This window comes from Streptococcus sp. VTCC 12886 (assembly GCF_049893425.1).
GTDB lineage: Bacteria > Bacillota > Bacilli > Lactobacillales > Streptococcaceae > Streptococcus > Streptococcus suis_AA.
Genome location: NZ_JBMVJB010000018.1, coordinates 36,127 through 45,111, shown reverse-complemented (window position 1 = coordinate 45,111; position 8,985 = coordinate 36,127). Strand labels below are relative to the sequence as shown.

The 8,985-nt window shown below is 41.2% G+C and carries 4 protein-coding genes; all 4 read right to left on the bottom strand.

Translation table 11 applies throughout. From position 1 onward, the window contains the following. Positions 1-3,204, bottom strand: a 3,204-nt coding sequence (locus tag ACPC57_RS06870; RefSeq protein WP_434066559.1) for an N-6 DNA methylase, incomplete at its 3' end; no start/stop codon positions are given. 48 nt (positions 3,205-3,252) lie between these two features. After that, positions 3,253-3,804: a hypothetical protein gene (locus ACPC57_RS06865; protein ID WP_039671047.1), complete on the bottom strand. Its 552-nt coding sequence runs from the start codon at positions 3,802-3,804 to the stop codon at positions 3,253-3,255. Beyond that, the gene (locus tag ACPC57_RS06860; protein ID WP_039671048.1) at positions 3,788-3,979 is read right to left on the bottom strand and encodes a calcium-binding protein; all 192 of its coding nucleotides are present in this window, start codon (positions 3,977-3,979) and stop codon (positions 3,788-3,790) included. Before ACPC57_RS06860 ends, ACPC57_RS06865 begins: the two co-directional genes overlap by 17 nt. Beyond that, positions 3,980-8,875, bottom strand: a complete 4,896-nt coding sequence (locus ACPC57_RS06855; RefSeq protein WP_434066558.1) for an SspB-related isopeptide-forming adhesin — start codon at positions 8,873-8,875, stop codon at positions 3,980-3,982. It abuts the gene before it with no gap. Between the last annotated feature and the right edge of the window lie 110 nt (positions 8,876-8,985).

Sequence of the window (8,985 nt, the reverse complement as noted above, 5' to 3'; positions counted from 1 at the left end):
TTTCTCAGATAAGGGAGCTTCATAGAAAACTGTCTTTTTATATAACCCTTTAAACTGACCACGTTTTGCTGCATCATATGTAACATAAACATCTAGAGCAGTGCTATCAGTTACTTCTAAGGCATTAAAGCGATCAATCTGCTTTTGGGAATGCTTGGTGTCCCAGGCTTTGAAGTTACCATCTTCATCGACATAGTAACTGGTTTCTTCCGTCTTGGTCCCCACTCGAATGCCTTTGTTATCTCGATAGTAAATTGTTGAACCCTGATACCCAAAACTGTACTGACCTAGATTTTCTCTAATATCAGGTGGAATGGAGGTATCAATCACTTGTTTGGTCAATACATCTGGGTTAATGATAACCTCATTTCGATCAATCTCTCTTGGGGCCTTAACATGGTTTAGAGCAGTTTGGACACTGGCAATCAAGTTATCACTAGTCCCCTTAACAGAAAGTGTTCCACCGTTAAAGTTTCTAACCTCATAGGTTCCTAGCACTTGGCTATTGTATTCTCCATCAAAGTAAGGATTGAGCCAAATACGGTTGTCCTTGTCATAACGAATAGACCCTGAAAAGGCTAAGTCATCTGCCACATAGCCCTTGTTCAAGTGTTTCTGGAAGAACAACATATCCGTTGTGACATTGGTTCCGGCAATGGCCTTAAAGGCGGTATCAGGCAAGCGAACCCCTCCAAGAAAGTCAGTTGTCTCACGAATATCTTGTAAAATGTTTTCGGTTCGCTTATCCATGGTTCCTGTTGAAGAGATAATGGATACTTGCCCACCATCATGCACCAAATCAAGGGATTTTTTAACAAAATAGTCATGAATCATATAAGGCTTATCGTACTTGTTATCCGCAATTCGTATATTGGCAAAGGGCACATTAGAAATCACCAAATCAAAACTATTGTCGTTAAAAGCCACCGTCTCAAAGCCCTTAATTTCAATATGACTATTGGGATGAAGGTGTTTGGCAATAGCTCCTGTAATAGTATCTAATTCCACACCATATAACTCACTCTTTTTTCTTAAGTGTTTGGGCATTGCTGCAAAAAAATTCCCTGTTCCCATGGAAGGATCTAGGATTTTGCCACCTGTAAAGCCATCTCTTTCCAACTTATCCCACATCTGACGAATCAGGGCTGGGTCTGTGTAATAGGCTGTCAGAGAGGACTGTTTCATATCCGAATACTCTTTATCTGTGACTAGGCTTTTCAATTCTTCTCGTTCCTTAGAAAATTTTGGATTATAGTCATCAAAAAATTCATTGGCTAGTCCACCCCAGCCTACATACTTGGCAAGGAGTTCTTGTTCACTTGGTAAAGCATTGCGGTGCTCCACTTCCAAATTTTTTACCAACCGAATGGCCGCAATGTTTGTCTCAACCTTATCTCTAGCAGTCTTAGGATAAAAGTCCGTCAAATCTTCTGGAAAATAAAAGTCCGGTACTGGAATCTCTGGAATTGTTTCGACGACTTCCTCTTCAGGAATTTGATTATCTGATTCTTCATGATCAGTATCGTTATGACCTTTTTCTGAACCATCTGGTTCCAATAGTCCAACACTCTGAACTGGCTCCTCTTCCAGAAATGAAAAAAGGTTTAGTTCTTGGTCCGCTTCTTCTAACTCTCTTTGTTTTTCTGCCTTTGGCTGATGAAGTGCCTGACTGACTTCCTCCCAGGTCCTCATATAAAGAACTGGATTTTGTTCAATGATATCCGAAAAATCATTGACTAACTCAATCCGAATCAAACCATTCAATTGAGCATCACTGACCGACACGACCTCAAAGTCCTGTCCCTTATAGGAAACCAATAACCCCAGAGGATAAGTGTCCAATACTCTCTGGACTAGTGGATTTTCCGCTAACTCTTCATCAACCACTACTTTTGACTCAGCTTTCTCTAGCTTGCTCTTCCAATCTCTGAGGGATAAATCTGGCTGTTTGCCCTTATCCTTTTCAAATTGTTCCGCATCTTCTCTGCTGAGTTCTTCGTGTAAAAAGGCGTAAGCAACTTGTCGCAGCTCTTCAAGGGAAAGCTGGCTACCAAAGAAAAATTCAACCTTTTCATGACTTAGCCCCATTTGGAGTAGTTCTGTCGCAAGGGCTAGTTGAGTTACCGAGGCTTTGGGATAGCCACCTAGTAAAGCAAGGTCCGCATTTTTCAAACGAAAACGACCTGCCGCATCCAATAAAATACCGACTTGGTCTGATTCAAACTGAGATAGCTCAATCCCTACCTGAGTCAATTTTTCTTGATTGTCTATCCTAATAGCTCGTCCAATTTTTTCTAATTCCTTTTCTTCGACTGTGGTCAGCGTTCGTTTCAGCTCATAGGGACTACCATCAGCTTCTAGATAGGTGAGTAACTCCTCGCCCTCAAAGATTGGTGTCATTTCCATTTCAGTGTCAAAATCACCTCGTTTAAAACTTGGGACTTTGGAACGTTCATTTCGAATTTGGTCAAAATATGTTAGTATCTCAAATTTACGTCGTAATGACAACTCTTCATAAGCTGGCAGATGACTTGTTTTTCCTGTTTGAACATCTAGTTGAGACAAATCTACATCCAAACTAGCAATGATGAGAGAGCCATCTTCTCTAAATGATATTGCTTGATGAACACTAGCTTTGTGCTCATCAACAGTTTCTTCATTTTCTAGAACTGTTTCATCAACTCTTGTTTCAAGCTCAGGCTCGTAAGTCAAGAGAAACTGCTCAATATCTCGGCTAATCCGATCCGCTAAATTATTAGCCACACGATACACATTGACCAAATTAGCTCCCCTACTCTTTTGTAAAAGAGAATCTGGTGAAATGGTTTGGTAATGACCATTTGAGTCTAATAGTTGAAAACGAGTGGCCAGATTGAACAAGGCCACTTCTATCACCAAGTCTTTTTCAGACGGCGATAGTTTGTCAAGTTTTTGGAGACCAGTTTGGCCGAAAACTTGTGTATAGGTCAATAGATCATGAGCAGTATCATAAGGACTAGCCTGGACAAAAGCTGAAACATCTGTCTCAAAGTGAAGTACCTGAACAGATCTTTTGATTCCCTGCCTATTGGTCATAAACTGACGAATAAGACTATCCCACTCCTCATCAAAATGCTCTGCTTGGTAATATAAAAATGCCTCAAGCAGGGCTCTATCACGAGGAATGGTGGCTCTCATCATTTGTAGTAAGACTTCTTGATTCATTTTCCCTCCCATTTTAAAAGGGCTGAGAGTTTTTCTCAGCCCTTTGCGTTAATCTAGGACCAAGGCTCGTTGGTCTCTTTCTTGTGGAATACCTTCCATTACAGTTGCCACATAGTGTTGTAAGAAATGACTTTTCTGGTCTAGTAAATCTTTTTGCAAGGCAAGGTGAACCAGATCTCCAAAATAATCCTGACTGGAAATGGCTAAGTCCTGTTGAATCATAGCCTGTAAGGTTTCAAGACCGATTAAGGAATAGTCTTCACTATCCAAAATTTCATATTGATCCATCGTGTCAGAAATACTATTCGAAGACATGACATCCATGATAAAACTAGATCCTTCACCTGTTCGGTACAGCTTTTCCAGAATGTCAGTCATATCTGCCTGTACTTCTTCCTGATAACTATCAACTTTAACTCGTAGCTCATCACTAATCAAGGATAGGTCATCTTCATCCATATAATCTTGATAAACCTGATTGAGAATTGTTCTATCAGAAATACTTAATTCCAAAGAGAGAAAGGCCTTGATAAACTCTTGGTAATCGGTCTTCTCCATTTCAGATAAAGCCTCTTTCATGGTGTCAAAGTTCCAAGTCATCGTACAACTCCTTTTGTGGGACTTGTGGTGAATGTCCAGATTGTAGCTCCTCTAAATCAGCCTGACCATCACCATCTGTGTCAACAGACTGCGGATTGGTTCCCAAAGCTAGTTCCTGAGCATCTGTCAAACCATCTTGGTCTGAATCCTTTTCATAAATAGTTTTTGGATTCATCTACTTCTCCTCCTTTTTCTTCAGTCCATAGGCCGTACCAAGTAGAATACCAGCCTCAATCAAGCCCAAAAGGGATTCCTGTTCCCCTGTATTTGGCAAAATGCTTGCTGGAACAGGTGGTTCAAGAGACTCAATCGATGGTTGAGGTGGTGTTGGTTGATTTGGAGCCGGCACTTCTGGTTCAGGAGTACTTGTTACAACTGTATTTGAACTGATGACATAACCATTTACGGTATGAAGATAGGTATTCTCCACCTGACCAGCCGCAATCCGTTTCATCTGAAGGTAAACATCTGCTTGGAAGGATGAGTCATCTGAGATAGTTTCTAAGAAGGCAGTATCAAACGTAATAGAAACTAGACCGTTTTCCGTATCTACCTGTTGTAAGGTATATTTCGTGACTTCAGTTCCCGCTTTTAACAGCGTACCATCTTTGAGCGTGACATCCGTTATCAAATAACTACGATAAACACCATTGTATTCATCATGTTTTTCGTCATAATCATCTTTAAAACCATAGTCAAATAAATCAGTCGCACGATTGCTTGGAATCATCGCTCCAACTAAGCGATAGTTAAAGGTTTGATTCAGGGCCACTTCTTTCCCGTCAAGGCTGTCATTTTTATGAGATAAGTCAATCACCACATCCTTTTGTGGGTCTAGTTTGGGAACATTATTAACCACTGTTTCCGTGACATAGGCCAATCCAAAATCAATTTGATAGGCTGTATTTTCATACCGACCACCTGTTTTGGTCAACTCATTTTTTACCGTCATCGGAAGCGTGACAACTAAGGTTTGACCAGTCTTCACATAGGTCTCATAAAAGGTTTTGGGATCATCGCTACTAAGGACCTGAATGGCTCCTTTAGGCGTATACTGACGTTTAGCCATGGCATCTTGAACGACTTTCGGAGCTTCTGACAAACTTGCATAGGTGCTGACAGAGATACCAGATACACGATTGCCATCCTTATCTAAAACTTGAATGCCATCAGGATTTAGGGTAAGGGCTTCTTCTGGGTAATCGTCTACCATGTAAAATCCCTTGGCAAGAACATCATCCGTCACTATCATGTCCTTGTATTGACTGTAATCCAAGACAATTTTGTAATAATTGACTGTATTCGGAAGAACAGTCTTTCCATCAATTGAAATACCTTCTTGATTGGTATTAGACTTATGTGGAGTTACTTTAGGGACAAAATTGGTCACCGTATTAGTTTCATATGCTTGTCCAAAGTCCACCTGATAAGCCACGTTTTCATAAGACTTCCCTGAATTAAGCATGGTTTCCAAAACCGTCATCGGAGTGACAATGGTAATATTCTCCCCCTTGGTCACATAAGATTCAAAAAAGGCTTTTGGGTCTTCAGGCATGAAAATTTGAAAAGCTCCTTTAGTCTGAATTTTTTGTTTCGAAAGGGCTGCTTGTAGCGTTTTAGGAGCTTCAGATAATTGAGAATAAGACTTCACCGTGATTCCTGAAACTGTTTTGCCATCAGATGTGACAAACTGAATAGCTGCTTCATCCGGCAATAAAGCTTCTTCTGGATAATCATCCACAAAGTAAAAACCTTGTGCAATCTGAGAGTTGTCTGCTTTAATCCCTCGGTATTGGTCCAAATCCCATGAGAGAGTATAGTGATTTTGACTTCCCACTAGCATGGGCTTCCCATTGATGTCCACTTTGTCTTTATTGAGGTTCTGTTTCTTGGGTTCTGGAGAAACAAGGGTGTTGGTCACTTCCTTAGTTTCATAGCCATTGCCGAAATCAACTTGATAAGCCTTGTTTGTATAGGTCTTTGTCTGACCGTAGAGACTATCTTTAACCGTCATTTTGGTCAAAAGAGCTAAAGAAGTTCCTGTTTGAACATACTGGTCATAAAAGGCTTGGTTGTCATCCGGCATAAAGACTAGAAAGGCACCTGTCGGTGTAATTTTAGCACGAGCTAATTTAGCTTGAAGGTCTTTAGGAGCTTCATTTAGTGAAGCATAGTTTTTAACCGTTATTCCTGATACCTTCTGACCGTCAAGGGTAGTAACAGCCGTGCCATTTTCCACCACATCGAGCACTTCCTCTGGGTAATCGTCCACAAAGAAGAAGCCTCGTGCAATTGTCTCTTTAGCAGAACGATCTCCCTTATACTGGTCCAAATCCCAAATCAATCGGTAGTGGTTGGTTGTGCCAAGGGCTACGACCGTGTCATTAATGAGGACACCATCCGCATTTTCATTGTTTTTATCTGGTGTAATGAGTGTGGTTGTCTCCCCATCACCTGGTGTACGAACCGTTACAACATTTGAAGTGACTGTGTAAGCATTGGTTGTACCCTTGTTCAAAAGGAGTTTGTAACTATTGGAATAGGTTGCCCCATCATTTTGAACAGAACCATAGAGTTTTGGAGCAGCCAGTTGATAAACCTTGGTTAAATCTTTATTTACCTCCTGCAACAAGTTTTCCTTTGCGGTCAAGGTCACAAAATTCTTAGTCTCATCAAAGCTAAGGACATAGTTTCCATTCTCTTTTTGTGTTGTTTCCTTATCAACGAGGTAACCAGCAGGCAAGTAGTCCTCAAAAATGAGACTAGTCGTTTGGGCACGATTGGGCGATAAGGCATCAACTGTTAAGGGATAAATCACCGTTGAATCTTTTGCGACAGTTTTCTCATGAAGATTAGCTTGGTTACTATTGACCACTTCTTTCATAATCTCTGGAGTTGTCGTCAAACGGTATGCATGATAATGGACTGTCGGTACTTGTGGTGGCGTTGGAAGTTCTTTTGGAATAGGTTTGACAGGTAAGGTTACTTTCGTCAAGGTCAGACTAGGCTGCACTACTTCTTCCAAAGGCTTTGGCGTGAAGGTCACAGGCTTTTCTGGTGTAAATGTTTTAGGAGTAAAGATATCTGGTGTTACCGTAATAGGTTCTGGAATGGGTTCAAGTTCCACCGTTACATGAGGTTTGGGACTATACGGTGTTACAGTACGTGCCACTGGTAGGGTATTTAAGGCGAACCAGTATGACAAGCCAACATTCTGTGGCATATCGCCTTGCCCAAAGGTGACTGTATAGGTATTGCCTGATGTGACCGTTGAGACAATTGCTCCTTTATAAGCATAACGACTTGATGTGGTATCCCATTCCTCAGGTAAATTCAAATCACTTGCACGGTTGGAACCCAACGAACGGGCCAGACCTTCATTAGTCACTTGAACGGTTGAACCATTAATCGGCACAAATTTCCCAGAAGTATCTTTGACATATTCTAGACCAATGTCATTATGATTGAGGGAAGAATGTGTGAAGACTCCTGGCTTTTCTTTGGAGAAGGCAACTTGTGAACCGTCTTCCAAGAAATACTTAGCAACTACACGAAACTCCATCTTGTCTGTTCGCCAGTCACCGTTTCCGTCATTTCGATAGGCAATAAAGCCCTCTGTGGGATCGTTTGGTACAACCAATTTCACGGCATCGGTTCCAGCAGGTGATACAAGGTTGGTAATATCGTAAGTCACTCGACTAATCTTTTTACCATCAAATCGTGCATTTTGAAGATTTTGATAGTTAAAACTAAGGGTCTCACCTGTTTTGAAGCTATCATAGACAAAGAATCCTGTTGAATCCAATATTCTTGAGCAGCCACCCAGCATGGCATCGCCAGTTGAAATGATTTGATTAGGATTTCGGGTAATTGCTCCATGTTGTGCTTGTGGCTCACCGTTATTGAGATTGAGGGCTTGAGCAAGGGCTTCAGAAATATAACCTTCTTCACCTTTTGAAATCTCGGCTAAGTCACGTTGATAGCGTTCCATTTCTTTGGCATTGTAGGCATCAATCGCTTCATTTTCTTTTCTGGCTGCGGCTTCTTTTTCTTGATTGCGTTTTGTAATAGCTTCAATCTCGGCTGCTCGATCTGAAACTAATTGTTGTTTCTCCTTATTAGCTTGATCTACTGCGGCTTGACCTGCACGGTTTTCAGCATCAACAGCTGCTTGACCTGCCTGATTACGCCTTTCAATGGCTTCATTATCTGCCTTTGCCTTAGCAAGTCCAGCTTCGTTTTCTTTTTGAACGGCTTGATTTTTTGCAACAATATCATCAGCCTTGGTTTTCTTTGTTTGATAATCCGCTACAGCTTGTTCGTTAGTTGATTGAATGGTTTCAACAGTCTTACCATAGTTTGTATTGTCAAGTACAGATGTCCCATTCCCTGCTGAAACTATTTGTTCATTTACTGTCACATCAGCATCTGCATACTGGGATTTTAGGTCAGTGACTTTGGTATCAACCCAAGCATTTGTCTCTTTACCAGTTTGGGCAGCCTCTCCATAGGCCTGTGACAGCTCCTTATTTTCTTGTTCAATGCGAACTTTATTCGATTCGTATGTCGCTTTGTCAGCTTTGTAGGTTTTAGTGACTTCATTGATAGCCTCAACTTGATTTTGGGCATCTGCTTCTGCTTTTGAAATTTGTTGGTTGGTCTCTGACGCAGAAGTTGTATTTCCTAAATCCATTGGGCTATCTTCAACCGTAGAAACACCTTCAGCCTTTGCCTCTTCAACCGCTTGTGTTACCGTATCATGTGGTACGGTGACAGCGATTGCACCATTAGATTGACCAGTTGACGCTATACTTTCAGTTTGTTCAGATACAGGGTTTGGTTGTGCTTCTGGTAAATTCGTAGCTGGATTCTCCGTTCGTTGAATGGTGGTGTCAACTGATGGTGTCACTTCATCAGCATGTGCAACCGTGCCTCCCCAAGCAACAACGGCAGTCACCATAGTTCCAAGGGCAACCGAACATAGCGTTCGATATTTTTTACTCTTGCGAAAGACGTGTTTCTCGCCTTTTTCCTGATTGACAAGAAAGTGATGATTATATGTTTTGGTCATAAAGTGTCCTTCTTTTCTTTTATTCTCTAGCAACATACTGTCACTCTTTATTAGATACGAGGGCGTTAAGCGAGCACGACAAAAATAGGAGTTTTGACGAAGAACTTTCC